The organism is Streptomyces sp. UNOC14_S4, from assembly GCF_020740835.1.
In the GTDB taxonomy this organism is placed as follows: Bacteria; Actinomycetota; Actinomycetes; order Streptomycetales; family Streptomycetaceae; genus Streptomyces.
Genome location: NZ_JAINFC010000147.1, coordinates 1 through 15,711, shown reverse-complemented (window position 1 = coordinate 15,711; position 15,711 = coordinate 1). Strand labels below are relative to the sequence as shown.

Here is a 15,711-nt window from a genome sequence, read left to right as displayed (position 1 = left end):
CTTTTGAGGTGGCGTTGTGGCGGTTGTGGCGGTCGTGGGTGCCTGCGCCGGATGTGGTGCTGGGGCATTCGCTGGGCGGGATTGTCGCGGCTCATGTTGCCGGGGTGTTCTCGTTGGAGGGTGCGGTCGCGTTGGTGGCGGCCCGGTCCCGGTTGATGGGTGTGCTTCCTGCTGGTGGGGCGATGCTTGCTGTGGGGGCGAGTGAGGCGCAGGTGGTGGCGTTGCTGGCCGAGGGCGTTCCCGGCACGGTGGGGATCGCGGCGGTGAACGGACCGGCGTCGGTGGTGGTGTCGGGTGAGACGTTGGCGGTTGAGGCGATTGAAGGACTGTGTGCCGGGCGGGGCTGGCGGTCCTCGCGGCTGAAGGTCTCACACGCGTTCCACTCGGCCCTGATGGAGCCGGTGCTAGACGACCTGAGGAAGGCGCTGTCAGGTATCGGGCTGTCGGCTCCTTCGATCGGGCTGGCGTCGGACGTGACCGGCCGGATGGCCTCGGTTTCGGAGGTGTGCGATCCGGAGTACTGGGTGCGGCAGGTGCGTTCGGAGGTGCGGTTCGGGGACGCCGTGTCGGCGGCGCGCGAGGAAGGCGTGTCGACGTTCGTCGAGCTCGGCCCGGACGCAGCGCTGACGCCGATGGTCGCGGAGTGCACCGCGGGCAGCGACGCGGCGGCCGTCCCCGCCCAACGCCGCGGGCGCCACCCCGTCGTGGCCCTGGCGACCGGGCTGGCCACCGCCTTCGTCCGGGGCATCCCGGTCGACTGGGCGGGCGCGCTGGCGGGCGCGCGACGGGTCGACCTGCCGACCTACCCGTTCCAGGGACGGCGCTACTGGCTCGAACCCGGGCCGCCCGCCACTGACCTGTCCGCCACTGACCCGTCGTCTGCCACCGACCCGGTGGACGGCGGTTTCTGGGACGTCGTCGAACGCGCCGATCTCGACGGACTCACCGCACTGCTGGACGTGCCCGAGGACGCGCCGTTGCGCGACGTGCTGCCGGCTCTCTCCTCCTGGCGAGCGGGGGACCGGACCGCGCGGACGGCACGGTCGTGGCGCTACGACGTGCGCTGGGAGCCATGGGCCGGGGGAGCCGTGGCCGATGCCGCGCTCTCCGGGCGCTGGCTCGTCGTCCACGCCGCCGCGAGCGGCGGCCTGGCCGACGCCGTGGCCGACGCGCTGTTCGGCCACGGGGCCGAGGTGTTGCGCCGGGAGCTCGACGCCGAGTCCACGGACCGGGCCGGACTCGCCACGTGGCTCGGCGCCCCGGGCGGTCCGGGCAGTCCGGACGGTATCGCCGGGATCGTCTCGCTGCTGGGGGCGGAACAGGGCGCGGACGGCACCGGGTCCGACGACGGCCCGGGGCTGGTCCGGGCCGTGGCCGCGACGACCACCCTCGTCCAGGCGCTGGGCGACGCGGGTGTCGACGCCCCGCTCTGGTGTCTGACGGCCGGCGCCGTGTCCGTCATGGGTGAGGACCTGACGTCCGCGACCGGGGCCGGGGTCTGGGGCCTCGGCGGCGTCATCGGCCTCGAACACCCCCTCCGCTGGGGCGGACTGATCGACCTGCCCACCGCCCCGGACGACCGCGCCCTGGCCGCCCTGGTCGGCGTCCTGGCCGCCACCGACGCGGAGGATCAGTTCGCGATCCGCCCGCTCGGCACCTTCGGCCGCCGGCTGGCCCGGGCGCCGTACGCCGCCGACGCCGCGCGCCCGGCCCACCGCCGACGCCTCGGCGGCACCGCGCTGATCACCGGCGGTACGGGCGCCCTGGGCGCCCACACGGCCAGGTGGCTGGCCGGGCGCGGGGCCGAGCGGGTGCTGGTCCTGGGCCGCCGCGGCCCGGACACGCCGGGGCTCGACGAACTGCGCGAGGACCTGGCGGCCTCGGGCACCGAACTCGTGCCCATCGCGTGCGACCTCACCGCCCCGGACGTGGCCGCTCGGCTGAAGGACGTCCTGCATGGCGAACTCCCGCGCATCCGGACCGTGGTGCACGCCGCGGGCGTGGCGGGACCGGCCCTGCTGGCCGACACCGACCCCGCCGCGATCGCCGCCACCGTCACCGCCAAGGTCGCCGGAGCACTGGCCCTCGACGAGCTGTTCGACTCCGCCGACCTCGACGCGTTCGTGCTCTACACCTCCGGCGCCGGGGTGTGGGGCGGCGCGTCGCAGGGCGCGTACGCGGCCGCCAACGCCTGCCTGGACGCCCTCGCCCGCCGCCGCCGACAGCGCGGGCTCACCGCGACGGCGCTCGCCTGGGGCCCCTGGGCGGCAGGCGGTATGGCCGACGGCGAGGCCGAACGCCTCCTCGACCGGCTGGGCGTACGGGCCATGGCACCCGGCACCGCCCTCGAAGCCCTCGGCCAGGCGCTCGACGAGGAGCTGACCTGCGTGACCGTCGCCGACGTGGACTGGCAGCGGTTCGCGCGGAGCTACACGGCCGCCCGCCCCCGACCGCTGATCACCGAACTGGTCGCAGCCGTCCCGGAAGCCGAGGCCGAGGCCGAAGCCGAGGCCGCCCCCGGGCCGCGCCCCCTCTGGGACCGGTCCGCCGAACGTTCTCCCGCGCTCCTCGCGGCCGAGCTGCTCGACCTGGTCCGCACCGAGGCGGCGGCCCAGCTCGGTCACTCCGACGCGCGTGCGGTCGATCCCGGACAGCCCTTCCGTGACATGGGCTTCGACTCGCTGGCCACCGTCGGGCTCCGCAACCGGCTGAGCGAGGCCACCGGACTCGAACTCGCCTCGACCCTGATCTACGACCACGAGACACCCTCGGCGCTCGCCACCCACCTGGCGGCCGCCCTCGACGACGGATCCGCCGCACACCACGCACCCCGGCCCGGCCCCGGCACCGAGGAGTCGAACGAACTGCTCGGCTCCGTCTACCGGCAGCTGGCCCTGCGCGGCCAGATGGACGACGCGGAGGCGCTGCTGGTCGGCGCGTCCGGACTCCGGGAGGTCTGCGCGGACCCGGCGCGGCTGACCGGGACACCGGGCTTCGTCCGGATGTCGCAGGGCGGCGAGCACCCACGGCTGATCTGCTTCCCGCCGTTCGCACCCGTCGACGGCACCCTCCAGTTCGGCAGGCTGGCGGCCGCCTTCGACGGGTTCTGCGGCACCGCGGTCCTCACCGTCCCCGGCTTCCGCACCGGCGAACCGCTCGCGGCCTCTCGTGACGTCCTGCTCGACGTGCTCGCCGACGCGACCCTGCGCTGCGCCGACGGCGAGCCGTACGTCCTGCTCGGCTACTCGTCGAGCGGATGGCTCGCCCACGGCGTCGGCACACGGCTCCGGGCGGCGGGCGCCGCCGGGCCCGCCGGCATCGTCCTGCTGGACACCTACCTGCCCGCGACCATGTCACGGCGCATGCGCAAGGCCATGAACTACGAGGTCATCGTCCGCCGCCAGGCCTTCACCGCGCTCGGCTACGTCGGGCTCACCGCGATCGGCAGCTACCGGCGGATGTTCCGCGGCTGGGAGCCCGGGCCGACGGCCGTACCGACCCTGTTCGTGCGGCCGTCCCGCTGCGTGCCGGGCGATCCCGACGAGCCGATGACCGGCGAGGAGTGGCGCTCGTCCTGGCCGCACGACCACAGCGCGCTGGAGGTCGAGGGCGACCACTGCACCATGATCGGCGAGCACGCGGAGCAGACCGGCGCGGCGGTACGCGCATGGATCGCCGGGCTCGCCGGGACGGACCGATGACACCACCCGGACCAGGCGCCGGCCTCTCGAAAGCCTCGAACGCGCGCCACAGGACCACACCGTACGAACGCAAAGGAACCCAGCCCATGACCGAAACCGTCGGCACCGCGGCTCCCGCTCCGGCGAGGCCGTTCCTCGTGCCCGGCTCGACCGCGCGCCTCGACGCGGACGTCCTCGCCGACCGGGCCGCGATCCACGACCTCGTCGCCGCCTACAGCCTCTTCTTCGACTCGGGGGACTTCGACGGGCTCGGCGACCTCTTCACCGAGGACGCGACCTTCACCTTCACCCCGCGGCCCGAGGGCTTCCCGCCGTCGGTGACCACGCGCGAGCGGATCGTGTCCGCCATGGCCGCGCTGTACCGGCACAACACCGAGGGGCGCGGCGCACACCAGCGTCACCTCACCACCAACACGGTGGTCATCCGGCTCGACGCGACCACGGCGGAGGCACGGTCACTGCTCTCCGTCTGCTTCGCGTTCGACGACGGGCGGTACGAACAGGGCCGCAGCGGCTCGTACGTCGACCTCCTGGAGAAGGACGGGGAGCGCTGGCGCATCGCGCACCGGACCCTGTGGCTCCGCGAGCTGCCCCGAATACCCGCCCCGGTCGCCCCCGGCGACGAGCGGTGACAGGAAGGAACACCGTGATACCCGTCCTGGACCTCGTCCACGTCTCCTCGCTCGCCGACGCCGAGCGTGAGCTCGCACAGCTCGCGCACCGGCATCCCGTGATCCGCACCCGGCAGGCGAACGGAGTCGAGGCGTGGACCGTCCTCGGCGCGGCGCTGAGCCGCAAGCTCCTCGGCGACCCCCGCCTGTCCAACGACCTCCACGCGCACGCGCCGGACGCCGCGCAGAACCCGGGCGCCCCGATCGTGCTCTTCGAGCAGGACAACCCGGACCACGCGCGGTACCGGCGCCTCGTCAGCGCCGCCTTCGCCTCACGGGCCGTACGCGCGCTCGAACCGCGCCTCGTCGACATCGCGCGCGGCCTCCTCGACGGCCTGCCCCGGGAGGGAACGGCCGACTTCATCGCGGCGTTCGCCAACCCCTTCCCGCTGGAAGTGATCTGCGAGCTGCTCGGCGTGCCCCTGTCGGACCGCGAGGTCTTCCACACCAGGGTCAAGAACATGGACTCACCGTCGGCCCCGGTGCGCCGGGCCGCGACGGACGCGTTCGCCGCGTACTGCGCGAACCTCGTCGAGGCCAAGCGGCAGCAGCCCACCGAGGACCTGCTCAGCGAGCTCGTCACCGCCCGGCTCGACGACGGCGCGTCGCTCACGCAGGACGAGCTCGTCGGGTTCTGTTCGATCCTGCTGTTCGCCGGTCACGTCACGACCGCGTTCGTCATCGCGAGCGCGCTGCTCGAACTGCTCACCCGCCCGGATCAGTTGGCCGCGCTCCGGGCCGACCCGTCCCTGGTGGCGGGCACCACCGAGGAGGCGATGCGGTTCCGCGGCTCCCTGCTGTCCACCACGAACCGCGTCGCGCTGGCCGACATCGAGGCCGACGGAGTGGTCATCCGCCGGGGCGAGCTGGTCCGCTTCCTGCTGTCGGCCGCGAACCGGGACCCGGCCGTCCGCGAGGACCCGCACACCTTCGACATCCTCCGCCCGACCCCGGCCCACCTCGGCTTCGGCCACGGCCCCCACTTCTGCCTGGGCCACCAGCTGGCCCGACAGGAGATCAAGGTCGCCCTGGCCGAGGTCCTGTCCCGCTTCCCCGTCCTCGAACTCGCCGTCCCGCCGCACCGCCTCCGCTGGCGCTCCTCCGACTTCCTGCGCGGACTGGCCGAACTCCCGGTGCGCTACGCGGCCGGGAGCTGAGCGGCGGTACTCCTCGCCCCCTCCGGCCGGCCGTTCCGCGTCCACGGCAGTCGCCGACCCCTGCCGGGCCGGGACTGTTTTCTGCTGTACAGGGAAGAATGTCGCCAAAAGTAGGGGCTGAGGAGAAATATTCCAGGGGGAATTCATGCCGGACGATCAGGACGATCAGGCGGGCGCCCCGGTCCGCAGCGGGAGCCCGGACTCCGCTGTGGACCGGGTGGCGGATTTCTACGGGGCCTATATCGACGCCGTCGACGACGGCACGGACGACCTGGGCGAGGAGCTCCGCGCCCACTACCTCACGGAAGACTTCCGGCAGCGGCTCGCCGCCTGGGAGGAGGCCAACCACGCCGACGGCGTCCTGCGCGCCCAGGACGTGCCCACCCGCTGGGAGGTCCGCTACCACGACTCCGGGGCCGGGCACCTGTTCACGACCGTCACGCTCACCTGGGGCACCGGTCCGGACGCCGGGCACACTCGACTGGCGGTGCAGAGCGACCTGAGCACCAAGCTCATCTCGGACATCGAGGACGGCTGACCCGGCTCCTGACGCGGGCCCGGCACGGGGCTCCCCGCGGCCCCCGGCCTGCCCACCCGTAGATTGGGGGCCACACCCCGAGCCGGAAAGGCCCCCATGACCCCCTCGGCAGCCGCCGTCACCGAAGCGCGCCTCGCCGCGCACCGGAGCCGCTTCGACGCGGCCTTCGAGGCGTACTTCACCCGGCTGGCGGCGACATTCGACGCCCCGCCGCAGGGCCGCTTCACACCCCGGTGCCTGGAACTGCTGCGGGACCTGTCCCTGCGCGGCGGCAAGCGGCTCCGCGTGGTCCTGCTGTACGAGGCCGCCCGCCTGGTGACCACCGAGGACGTGCCCGGCCTGGCGGAGGCCGCGCTCAGTGTCGAACTCCTCCAGACGCACGGGCTCGTCCACGACGACATCATCGACGACTCGCCCGTGCGCCGCGGCGGCCCGTCGACGTACTACGCTTACCGCCGCGCCTTCCCCGGCCACGAGCACACCGCCCTCGGGCTGACCGTGCTGGCCGGGGACCTCGCCGCCTTCCTGTCCCTGCGGGTCCTGCTGGAGGCGGACGTCCCCGCCCCGCTGCGGCAGGCCATGCTGGAGGTGCAGACCCGCGCGGCCACGGACGCGGTCGTCGGCCAGATCCTCGACCTGGAGCGGGACTTCGAGGACCTGCCGGACGAAGAGCTGCTGCACGCCGTCACCGAGTACAAGTCCACCCGGTACTCCATCCTGGCCCCGCTGCGCCTCGGACTCCTCGCCGCAGGCGAGGACCTCGGACCCCACGACGCACGCCTGCGCCGCTACGCCACCCTGGTCGGCATCTGCGGGCAGCTGCGCGACGACTACCTCGACCTCTTCGGCGACGACACCGCGCTGCACAAGCCCCCGGGCGGCGACCTGCGCGCGGGCCGCCGCACCTACATCCTCCGCGCGATCCTGGACCGGGCCGGCGCGGCCGACCGGGCCGTCGTGGAATCCGCCCTCGGCGACCCCGGCTGCACGCCCGGAACCGTCGAACGCGTCCGCGAGATCGCCCGCCGCCAGGGCACCGACGCCCGGCTCCGCGCGGACCTGGCCCGCTGCGCCGAGCGCGCGGCCGCCGAGGCGTCCGGCTGGGGCGAGTGGTGGCGAGAGGACGCCGTGGCGCTGTTCGCGCACCTGCCCCTGCGCATCGCCCGGAGCGTCGAGTGACAGTGACGAGGTTCAGCCCCGGCCGGCCCGGCGCGGGCGCTATACAGGCGGAATGATTTCTCCGAATGCCTCCCGCCGTCACTTCCTGCGTACGGCGGCCGCGGTCGCCCCGCTCCCCGCACTCGGCGCGTTCGCTCCTCCCGCGAGCGCCCGGCCGCGGCACCGGAGCGGGGACTGGCCCGCGGACCTCGAGGACGCGGTGGAGCGCGCGATGCCCGTCGCCGTGGACTGGGCCCGGCAGGCCCGCTGGCCCTTCGGGGCCGTGCTGGTCGATACCGGGAGCGGTGCCGTGGTGGCCGGGGCCCGTAACACCACGGACCTCTCCGGCGACGCCACGGAGCACGCCGAGGTCAATCTGCTGCGCAAGGCCGCCGAGGAGGGCCTGGATCTCTCCTCGCACGTGGTCGTCACCACCGCCGAGCCCTGCGCGATGTGCGCGGGCGCGATCCTGTGGGCCAAGGCGTGGGGCGTCGCCTACGGCACCTCGGTCGCCAGGCTCATCTCCTACGGGATGCCGCAGATCGACCTCTCCTTCGCCGACATCGCCCGGCACTCGCGCGTGGCCGAGCCGCCCGCGGTGCTCGGCGACGTACGGGCGGACCTCACCGACCCCCTCTACCGCCGGTTCACGGCCGCGGCGGGTGGCACGGTGTGAAAGACCCGCCGGGCCCGGCGCACCGGAGGGGGCGCGCCGGGCCCGGCCGTCGGTCCGTCACAGGTGATTCGTCACCAGGTGACGGGAATCCCCGCCGCCATGATCGCCATCCGGTTGGGATGCCAGGGCACCCCCGCCGCCGGTACCGCGAGCCGGATGCCGGGCAGGCGGTCGAGGAGGACCCGGAAGGCCGTGTCGGACTGACGGCGCGCCAGGTGTGCCCCGGGGCAGTGGTGGCGGCCGTACCCGAACCGCAGATGCGGGTTGGGGGAGCGCGCCGGGTCGAACGCCTCGGAGTCGGGGAACGCGGCCGGGTCGAAGTTGACCGCGTCCAGCTGCAGCAGCACCAGATCGCCCTCCTTCACCGACGCGGAACCGAGTTCCGCGTCCCGGGTGACGAAGCGCGGGATCGCGTTCCCCAGCACGACGCTGCACCGCAGCAGCTCCTCCACGCACTGCGGCATCGTCTCCGGACGGGCCCGTACCGCGCTCATCACCTCCGGCTTCTGTAGGAGGTTGAACGCCGCCACCCCCAGGAAGCTCGCGAAGTCCTCGTAGCCGCTGACGAAGAGGACCGCGACGATGTTCGACAACTGCCGGTCCGTCAGCCCCCGGTGCTCGGCGTTGAGGTCGGCGAGCCGGTCCGCCAGGCCGCGCGGCCCGCCCGGGCGGCGCGCGGCCATGTGCTCCCGCATATAGAGGCGGATCTCCCCTGCTCCTGGTCAGCCACGACCGTGCCCTGCTCGACCGCATGGAACGCATCGCCGAACTCGACCGTGGTGAACTCCGCTTCCATGGCGGCAACTTCACCGCGTACGAGGATGCCGTCCGTGCCGAACGGGAGGTCGCCGAGAAGAACATCCGCAACGCCGAACAGGAGCTGAAGCGGGAGAAGCGCGAGATGCAACTGGCCCGCGAACGCGCCGAACGCCGGCAGAGCAACGCCGCCCGCAACCTGAAGAGCGCCGGCCTGCCCCGCATCTTCGCCGGCAATATGAAGCGCGGCGCGCAGGAATCCGCCGGACGGGCCGGTCAGATGCACGCCGGCCGGATCGACGAGGCGAAGGCCAGGCTGGACGAGGCCGGGCGCGCACTGCGCGAGGACCAGCGCATCACCGTGGACCTGCCCGCCACCCATGTGCCCGCCGGACGGAACCTGTTTCTCGGGGAACGGCTCCGCGTCCGGCTCGGCGACATGGACGTGTTCGCCGGGCACGGCATCGACCTGACGATCCGGGGTCCGGAACGCATCGCGCTGACCGGCTCCAACGGCGCCGGGAAGAGCACCCTGCTGCGCCTGCTCAACGACGACCTGCCCCCGGAGAACGGCGAGATCAAGCGGGCCGACGGGCGTATCGCCCACCTCTCGCAGCGCCTCGACCTACTGGACCTCGACCGTACGGTGGCCGAGAACTTCGCCGAGTACGCCCCGAAGCGGCCGGAGGCCGAGCGGATGAACCTGCTCGCCCGTTTCCTCTTCCGGGGCACCCGCGCCCATCTGCCCGTCGGCGTCCTCTCCGGCGGCGAGCGGCTGCGCGCCACCCTGGCCTGCGTGCTGTGCGCGGAGCCGGCCCCGCACCTGCTCCTCCTGGACGAGCCGACGAACAACCTCGACCTGGTCAGCACGGGCCGGCTGGAAAGCGCCCTGAACTCCTACCAGGGAGCCTTCGTGGTGGTCAGCCACGACGAACGGTTCCTCCACAACATCGGCGTGGACCGGTGGCTGCGGCTGGCCGACGGCGAGCTGAAGGAGACGGGAGCCTCCGGGATGTGATCCGCCACGCTCGCCGGGCCGCCCGGCGGCGACGGCGTGATGTCCGGCCGCGCGCGGCAGCCGCCGCCGTGGCAGCGCCGATGCCGCCCCGCCGGGAGCACACGCCTCGGGCGGTGGAGGAGCAGGCCGCCGGCCTCACCACATGACACGCGGCGGCTCGGCACCGGCGGCGTCCGGGGACCGGTCGCCTCATCCGGAGACGGTGATGGACGCTCCCGGGTCCGAGGTGTCGGTGATGGTGTAGGTCGCGCTGAAGGTGGCCGTGGTGACGGACTTCGGGCAGAAGAAGCCGCCCTCGATCTTCACCGGCACATGGACCTCGGAAAACGTGACCGTCGACGGCTTCCCGTTGGTCCATGTGCCGGCGAGAGCCGCCGGTGACACCGGTGCCGCCGTGACCGTGCAGCTCGCCAGGCCCTTGGTGGTCAGCTTGAAACCCGCGACGGGCATGGTCAGCCCCGCCGTGACCGGCGTGCCGTTCCGCACCGCGATGCTCCACGCGCCCGCGCTGTCGTCCGTGGTGATCCCGGCCTTCAGACCGGGCGCGTCGGTGGTGCAGGACTCGAACGACGGCGTACCGATGTCCATGCTCACGGCGCCGCCCGCGCCGGTGTTCCCGGGCGCGGCGGGGACCGTGTTCCTGCCGGGGACCGGCAGCGAACGCGAGAGGGCGCACGTGACCGTGACGGGGCCCGCGCTGAAGACGACAGAGCCGTCGGCCACGGCGGAGAACCGGTGCCCCGCCGGTGACACGCTCGTCGCACCTCCCGCGGCGGCCCGCGCCCGGTCCGCGGCGGACGCCTGGACGGGTGGCAGCGCGGCCACGACCGCCCCCGCACAGGCAACTGCCGCCACCCCACGCGCACCTCGGCTGCGGAACGACATCTGACTCCCTCCACGTAGAACTGACAGCAGATCAGGAAGCAATTGGGCCCCCGATCAAGATCGTCTCCGGGTCGCCATGGCCGGACCAAGGGGCCGGACGGGACCACCGGGGGACCGAAGGTCCCTCCGCCGGTGCCCCGGCCCGATGGCGCTCCTCGGCTCCTCCGCTGCCTCTCCCCGTACGTCTTCCGGACGTTTTGCCTCCCGACGGCTGACGGCGACGCCGTCCGTCCAGTACGACGGAGCCACTTGGTGTGCGTCGGCGCACTCCTGACCCTCTGCGACGAGGTGACAACATGGCCGAGCTCTCCCGACGACGGCTGCTCGGATCGGCGCTGGGCGCGGGCGGTCTCGCCGCGGCGTCCGCCCTGTTCCCGCCCCACCTGAGAAGCGCCGTGGCCCAGCCGTCGAGACGTCTGAGAAGCCTGGACGAGATCGAGCACGTCGTGGTCCTGATGCAGGAGAACCGCTCGTTCGACCACTACTTCGGCACGATGCACGGGGTCCGCGGGTTCGACGACCCCGACGCCCTGACCCTGCCGGACGGGCGGTCGGTCTTCCACCAGCCCGATCCCGCCAACCCCGACGGCTATCTGCTGCCCTTCCACCTCGACACCCTGACCACCAGCTCGCAGGCCATCCCGTCCACCAGCCACGCCTGGACCGTGCAGCACGCGGCCGTCAACGGCGGCCGGATGGACAACTGGGTGCCCGCCCACCGCAAGGCCGACGGCGAGCAGCGCGGCCCCTACACGATGGGCTACTACGAGCGCGACGACATCCCGTTCCACTTCGCGCTCGCCGAGGCCTTCACCCTCTGCGACGCCTACCACTGCTCGGTGCTCGGCCCCACCTGGCCGAACCGGCTCTACCTGTGGACCGGCACGGTCGACCCGGGCGGCCGCTACGGCGGCCCGGTCACCAGCAACGACATCCCCCGGCCGTTCCGCTGGACCACCTACGCCGAGCGGCTGACCGCCGCCGGTGTCTCCTGGCACGTCTACCAGGAGGAGGACGACTACGGCTGCAACCCGCTGGAGTTCTTCCAGTCCTTCCAGGACGCCAAGCCCGGCGACCCACTGTACGAGCACGGGCTGACCATCACGCCGGGGGACGGGTTCGCCCGCGACGCCCGCGCGGGGCGGCTGCCGACCGTCTCGTGGATCATCCCGCCGTCACCGCTGTGCGAGCACCCCGACTACCTCCCGGCCGTCGGTGCCGACTTCCTGGCCCGGCAGCTGGACGCGGTCGCCGCCAACCCCGATGTCTGGAACAAGACCGTCTTCATCGTCAACTACGACGAGAACGACGGGCTGTTCGACCACGTTGTCCCGCCGATGCCACCCGCGGGCACCCCCGACGAATTCGTCCGCGGGCTCCCGATCGGCGCGGGCATCCGGGTGCCGTGCTTCGTCGTCTCGCCCTGGAGCCAGGGCGGCTACGTGGCGAGCGAGCCCTTCGACCACACGTCCGTCCTGCGATTCCTGGAGCGTGTCACCGGAGTGCGCGAAGCGAACATCAGCGACTGGCGGCGGCGCACCTTCGGCGACCTGACCTCGGCACTCGGCTACGCGGCGGGCCGCCCCTTCCCCCGGCTCCCGGAGACCAGGGGCCCGCTGTGGCGCGCCGAGCACGACGTCGCCACGCTTCCGCCGACGGCCTTCCCCGGCGCGGACCAGGAGCCGCCGCACCAGGAGGAGGGCCTCACGGTACCGCGCACCCCGGCGGCCGCGGGCGAGGCGGGGGCGCTGCGGGGCTCCCACCCGTACACCAGGAGCCGTCTGGTCGAGAACGAGACCAACCACAAGGGCGACTTCCCGCACGGCACCACGGGCACCGTCTTCCCCGGCATCCAGCGGTCCGTACCCAGGCGGGCACCGGTCAAGGGCGTCCACGTCTACGCGGCCGGCATCGTCAGCAACACCGTCTCGGTCGTCGACACGACGACCCGCAAGCTCGTCGCCGCCGTCGACGCCGGGACCAACCCGTACGGCATCGCCCGGACCCCCGACGGGAGCAAGCTGTACATCACCAACTCCGGGGCGAGCGACGTCTCGGTCCTGGACACCGCCCAGGGCCGCATGACCGGTGCCGTCACCGTCGGCCTCTTCCCGCACGGCATCGCGGTCTCGCCGGACGGCACATACGCCTACGTCGCGAACACCGGCCCCGAGGGCTCCGGCGGATCGGACTCCGTCTCGGTGATCCACACCCGCACGGACACGGTGACCGCGACCTGGACCGCGGGCCTCAACCCGCGGTCCGTCGCCGTCTCCCCGGACGGCCGGACCCTCTATGTGGCCTGCGCCGACGGCCTGTCCGTCGTCGACACCGGCCACGGCGCCGTCAGGAACCGGTTGCCCGCGCAGGCCCGCGCGGGCGGCCTCGCGGTGCACCCGGACGGCAGCCGGGTCTATGTGACCGACCCCTGGGAGAACACCCTGACGGTGATCGATGCCCAGGACCGCCGTGTCCGGGCGTCCCTGCGTGTCGGCCGGAACCCCTGGCAGGTCGTGCCGAGCCCGGACGGCACCCGGGTGTTCGTCACGGGCGCCAACGACGACACGGTGACCGCCGTGAGCGCCGACGGGCAGCGCGTCCTCGGCACGGTACGGGTCGGCCATGTGCCGACGGGCATCACCGTGGCCCAGGACACCGTCTGGGTGACCACGAACGCCTCCAGCACGGTGGACGCGGTCGACGCGAACACCCTCACCCTCCTCGGCAGCACACCGCTCGGGCTGGCGACCTCCCCGAGCGGCCTCGTGGTCGCCTGACGGAGGCTTCGGAGGTCCTCGGCAAGAGGCCCGAGAGGCCGAGGACCTCCCCCGGTAAATGGCACCCGGAAATGTTGGTATTGTTATCCATGTCGCCGCGGGGAACACCCCGCAGAGACAACACCCGGTCCGGGTGGCGGAATGGCAGACGCGCTAGCTTGAGGTGCTAGTGCCCTTTATCGGGCGTGGGGGTTCAAGTCCCCCCTCGGACACCAGCAGAGACCCCAGTTATCTGGGGTTTTCTGTTTTCTGGGCGGCGGCGTGACCAGCCAGGCGGCGGGTTTTCCGCGCTCCGTCTTTTGGTAAGTGCCCGTACCGGGCCATGGTGCGGCCCGGCGAATGGTGGCCGGACATTCGCCGAGACTTCGACCGGGTTCTCCCCGGCCTGAATCGTTCAGTCCTTTCCGCCAGGGCCTGTACCGATGCCTTAGAGCTCGTAACACGATCATGGTTTGCGGTTCTTCAGGCGTCTCCAGCAGATGAGGCCGCAGGCCAGGGAGACGAGGGCGTCGTGGAGTTCGAGGCGTCGTTCCCAGCGGACGGCCAGGCGCTTGAACTGGTGCAGGAGCGCGAAGGTCTGTTCAACGACGTACCGGAGTTTGCCCAGGCCCTCGATGTTCGGTGCGCCTTTGCGGGAGATGACCGGCAGGATGCGGCGCTTGCGCAGTTCCTTGCGATTGGGGTTGCTGTCATATCCCTTGTCGCCGAGCAAGGCGTCGGGGCGTCTGCGAGGGTGTCCGGGCCGTCCGGCGACCGGCGGGATGCCGTCGACGAGTGCGAGGGTCTGTGTGACGTCGTTGACGTTGGCCGCGGTGGTGATGACCTTGAGCGGGGTGCCCTTCCCGTCGCAGATCAGGTGGTGCTTACTGCCCGTCTTCCGGCGGTCGACCGGCGACGGGCCGGTCCCGGCTCCCCCTTTTTCGCGCGGATGTGGGAGGCGTCCACACACGCACGGGACCAGTCGAGTTCGCCGGCGGCGTGCAGTTTCGCGAGCAGGACGCGGTGCAGCCGGTCGAAGACGCCGGCCTCGTGCCACCTGCCCAGCCGTCGCCAGCAGGTCTGCCCCGAGCCGAATCCGAGCTCCAGCGGGAGGAGTTGCCAGCTGATGTCCTGGTACAGCACGTACAGGATGCCCTGCAGGCACAGCCGGTCGGACACCGGCCGCGGCCCCGGCGACCGCTCGGGCCACGGCGGCAGCAACGGCTCGATGAGCTCCCACAGTTCGTCGTCCACGATCCACGGCCACTTCCTCACACCGTCACGAACAGCCGAAACACCCCCGACGTCACGGCTGACCAGCCACACTCAACAAGATCGTGTTACGAGCTCTTAGAGCTCGTAACAGGATCATGGTTTGCGGTTGTTGAGGCGTCTCCAGCAGATGAGGCTGCAGGCGAGGGAGACGAGGGCGTCGTGGAGTTCGAGGCGTCGTTCCCAGCGGACGGCCAGGCGTTTGAACTGGTGCAGGAGCGCGAAGGTCTGCTCGACGACGTAGCGGAGCTTGCCCAGGCCCTCGATGTCCGGGGCGCCTTTGCGGGAGATGACCGGCAGGATGCGGCGCTTGCGCAGTTCCTTGCGGTTGGGGTTGCTGTCGTATCCCTTGTCGCCGAGCAGGGCGTCGGGGCGTTGGCGGGGGCGTCCGGGCCGTCCGGCGACAGGCGGGATGCCGTCGACGAGTGCGAGGGTCTGTGTGACGTCGTTGACGTTGGCCGCGGTGGTGACGACCTTGAAGGGCGTGCCCTTCCCGTCGCAGATCAGGTGGTGCTTACTGCCCGTCTTCCCGCGGTCGACCGGCGACGGGCCGGTCCCGGCTCCCCCTTTTTCGCGCGGATATGGGAGGCGTCCACACACGCACGGGACCAGTCGAGTTCGCCGGCGGCGTGCAGTTTCGCGAGCAGGAGGCGGTGCAGCCGGTCGAAGACACCGGCCTCGTGCCACCTGCCGAGCCGCCGCCAGCAGGTCTGCCCCGAGCCGAACCCCAGCTCCGGCGGGAGGAGCTGCCAGCTGATGTCCTGGTACAGCACGTACAGGATGCCTTGCAGGCACAGCCGGTCGGACACCGGCCGCGGCCCCGGCGCCCGCTCGGGCCACGGCGGCAGCAACGGCTCGACTACCGCCCACAGTTCGTCGTCCACGATCCACGGCCGCTTCCTCACACCGTCACGAACAGCCGAAACACCCCCGACGTCACGGCTGACCAGCCACACTCAACAAGATTGTGTTACGAGCTCTTAGGTCCAGCGCTGGTACTGAGGTTGAACTCGCGATAGCGGCTGGTCGTGACGGCTCGTGATCCCTGCGGTATGCCGTGTTCATGAGGTACGCGCAGGGAGGCGGGCTGACGCCGAAGGGGCAACAGGCCCGGGAACGGGTG

The 15,711-nt window shown here is 72.3% G+C and carries 11 protein-coding genes, 1 tRNA gene and 2 pseudogenes; 10 read left to right on the top strand and 4 right to left on the bottom strand.

Annotated elements, in window-relative coordinates:
- Positions 1–8: 8 nt before the first annotated feature.
- From K6I34_RS15725 to K6I34_RS15700, 6 genes are all read left to right on the top strand, one after another.
- On the top strand, positions 9–3,701 hold the full coding sequence (locus K6I34_RS15725; protein WP_308294013.1) for an SDR family NAD(P)-dependent oxidoreductase: 3,693 nt from the start codon (positions 9–11) through the stop codon (positions 3,699–3,701).
- 86 nt (positions 3,702–3,787) lie between these two features.
- A complete protein-coding gene (locus tag K6I34_RS15720; RefSeq protein ID WP_229326512.1) occupies positions 3,788–4,333 on the top strand; it encodes a nuclear transport factor 2 family protein in 546 nt (181 codons plus the stop codon).
- A gap of 14 nt (positions 4,334–4,347) precedes the next feature.
- Entirely contained in the window at positions 4,348–5,529 is a 1,182-nt protein-coding gene (locus tag K6I34_RS15715; protein ID WP_229326510.1) for a cytochrome P450, read from the top strand.
- 145 nt (positions 5,530–5,674) lie between these two features.
- A complete protein-coding gene (locus K6I34_RS15710; RefSeq protein WP_229326508.1) occupies positions 5,675–6,067 on the top strand; it encodes a hypothetical protein in 393 nt (130 codons plus the stop codon).
- 96 nt (positions 6,068–6,163) lie between these two features.
- Complete coding sequence (locus tag K6I34_RS15705) at positions 6,164–7,246, top strand: polyprenyl synthetase family protein (protein ID WP_229326507.1); 1,083 nt, start codon at positions 6,164–6,166, stop codon at positions 7,244–7,246.
- A gap of 52 nt (positions 7,247–7,298) precedes the next feature.
- On the top strand, positions 7,299–7,901 hold the full coding sequence (locus K6I34_RS15700; protein ID WP_229326505.1) for a deaminase: 603 nt from the start codon (positions 7,299–7,301) through the stop codon (positions 7,899–7,901).
- 71 nt (positions 7,902–7,972) lie between these two features.
- Here K6I34_RS15700 and K6I34_RS15695 read toward each other — a convergent pair whose 3' ends face one another.
- A complete protein-coding gene (locus K6I34_RS15695; protein ID WP_229326503.1) occupies positions 7,973–8,596 on the bottom strand; it encodes a cytochrome P450 in 624 nt (207 codons plus the stop codon).
- A gap of 17 nt (positions 8,597–8,613) precedes the next feature.
- Between K6I34_RS15695 and K6I34_RS15690 the strand changes: the two are divergent.
- Positions 8,614–9,675 (top strand): annotated as a pseudogene (locus K6I34_RS15690) (ATP-binding cassette domain-containing protein); the annotation flags it as partial.
- Positions 9,676–9,864: 189 nt separating this feature from the next.
- On the opposite strand, the gene K6I34_RS15685 reads toward K6I34_RS15690, so the two are convergent.
- Positions 9,865–10,530 carry a hypothetical protein gene (locus K6I34_RS15685; RefSeq protein ID WP_229326501.1) on the bottom strand — a complete coding sequence of 222 codons (666 nt, stop codon included), beginning with the start codon at positions 10,528–10,530 and terminating at the stop codon, positions 9,865–9,867.
- A gap of 326 nt (positions 10,531–10,856) precedes the next feature.
- Between K6I34_RS15685 and K6I34_RS15680 the strand changes: the two are divergent.
- The 3 genes and pseudogenes from K6I34_RS15680 to K6I34_RS15670 form a co-directional block, all read left to right on the top strand.
- Positions 10,857–12,263, top strand: a pseudogene (locus tag K6I34_RS15680) (alkaline phosphatase family protein); the annotation flags it as partial.
- A 45-nt stretch (positions 12,264–12,308) separates the two neighbouring features.
- A complete protein-coding gene (locus tag K6I34_RS15675) occupies positions 12,309–13,337 on the top strand; it encodes a beta-propeller fold lactonase family protein (protein ID WP_229326514.1) in 1,029 nt (342 codons plus the stop codon).
- Positions 13,338–13,464: 127 nt separating this feature from the next.
- Positions 13,465–13,552 (top strand) — tRNA-Leu (locus tag K6I34_RS15670).
- Positions 13,553–13,782: 230 nt separating this feature from the next.
- Here K6I34_RS15670 and K6I34_RS15665 read toward each other — a convergent pair.
- Positions 13,783–14,591, bottom strand: a protein-coding gene (locus K6I34_RS15665) for an IS5 family transposase (protein WP_229326499.1) whose coding sequence is annotated in 2 segments (ribosomal slippage) — positions 13,783–14,271 and positions 14,274–14,591 — 807 coding nt in all. Because the reading frame shifts where the segments join, the coding sequence is not laid out codon by codon here.
- Between the two features lie 93 nt (positions 14,592–14,684).
- Positions 14,685–15,475 (bottom strand): IS5 family transposase gene (locus tag K6I34_RS15660; RefSeq protein WP_374230934.1). Its coding sequence is split into 2 segments (ribosomal slippage): positions 14,685–15,145 and positions 15,145–15,475, totalling 792 coding nucleotides; the frame shifts between segments, so codons are not numbered across the junction.
- Between the last annotated feature and the right edge of the window lie 236 nt (positions 15,476–15,711).

Coding starts and splice junctions, on each gene's coding strand:
- K6I34_RS15700 (WP_229326505.1), top strand. CDS start 7,299: ATGATTTCTCCGAATGCCTCCCGCCGTCACTTCCTGCGTACGGCGGCC.
- K6I34_RS15710 (WP_229326508.1), top strand. CDS start 5,675: ATGCCGGACGATCAGGACGATCAGGCGGGCGCCCCGGTCCGCAGCGGG.
- K6I34_RS15695 (WP_229326503.1), bottom strand. CDS start 8,596: ATGCGGGAGCACATGGCCGCGCGCCGCCCGGGCGGGCCGCGCGGCCTG.
- K6I34_RS15720 (WP_229326512.1), top strand. CDS start 3,788: ATGACCGAAACCGTCGGCACCGCGGCTCCCGCTCCGGCGAGGCCGTTC.
- K6I34_RS15705 (WP_229326507.1), top strand. CDS start 6,164: ATGACCCCCTCGGCAGCCGCCGTCACCGAAGCGCGCCTCGCCGCGCAC.